A 1143-nucleotide genomic window follows, 5' to 3' on the forward strand; every position below is an offset into this window, starting at 1 on the left:
TGGCTCAATGAGTGGTTTAGTTGCTGGCGGTACTACACCAACAGCTTCTTATTCATCTACAGCTACTTCGGCTAGTAATGTCGGCGACTACTCTATCAACGCAAATTTAACTGCTGATACTAACTACTCAGTATCCGTAGTAGCAGGGCAGTTAACGGTTACTAAAGCAACTTTGACCGCAACGGCTAACGATGCCTCTAAAGTCTTTGGTACTACTAACCCAGCCTTATCAGTTAGCTTGGTAGGCTTTGTAAATGGCGATACAGCAAGTACAACTGCTGGTTTGACAGCTTCTACAGCCAATAGCACAGCAACAACTTCAACACCGGTAGGCACTTCAGCAATAACAGTAGCCGCTGGCACTGCAAACAACTACAACATGACTACTGTGGATGGAGTTTTAACGATTACTTCTGCTCCTGTGATTGTTCCGGTGGTTATCCCCGAAGTTCAAGCTGAAGTTCCAGTTAACCCATTTAATAACACCGTACAAAGAACCACCATCCGAGAAACTATGGTTATCACTTGTTTAAAGGGCGACACAAGTGGTGACCTATTACCATGCTCAGGTTCACCGTCAGCGCCCTTAACTATGCCTAACATAGTCGTTACTAAGTTGGAGCTGTAATGTGCCCCCTTATTTCTCACTCTGGGTCGTAAGTGGTCATTGTGGAGGTACGTTTCGCCAAGGTCCTCTATGGGTCTTGAATTCAACTGATCGATGCAACACACTACAAACTGCGTAAGCAAAAGGAGTGTTGCTCATGAAACAACGACCTCGAATCTATTACACCGCCACTCAAAGAGAGTTGATGTGGGATCGCTGGCAAAAAGGCGATAACCTTCATCAGATAGCGCAGTTATTTGATCGCCATCACCCCTCTATACAGCGTATTTTGATGCAGACGGGCGGCATCAGACCACCATCAAGATCTCGATCAGTTTTAGCGTTAACTTTGGCTGAGCGAGAAGAAATCTCCCGTGGCCTGGCAACTGGGCAATCACTTCGCTCTATCGCACAGCTTTTAGGCAGGTCGCCTTCTACGGTTAGTCGCGAAGTAAAACGCAATGGCGGTATTAAAGACTACCGATCAGCTGGGGCCGATAGCTCAGCCTGGGATCGAGCACTTCGCCCTAAGACTT

At 46.9% G+C, this 1143-nt stretch carries 2 protein-coding genes; both read left to right on the forward strand.

Annotation, left to right across the window (positions count from 1 at the left end; translation table 11 throughout):
* Window positions 1–628 (forward strand): MBG domain-containing protein (locus CBI30_RS11130; RefSeq protein WP_206075641.1); only part of this gene is annotated, 628 nt, incomplete at its 5' end.
* Between the two features lie 136 nt (window positions 629–764).
* A partial coding sequence (locus tag CBI30_RS10980; RefSeq protein WP_143744402.1) for a helix-turn-helix domain-containing protein occupies window positions 765–1143 on the forward strand: 379 nt, incomplete at its 3' end.

The sequence above is a fragment of the Polynucleobacter aenigmaticus genome, from assembly GCF_002206635.1.
Lineage (GTDB): Bacteria > Pseudomonadota > Gammaproteobacteria > Burkholderiales > Burkholderiaceae > Polynucleobacter > Polynucleobacter aenigmaticus.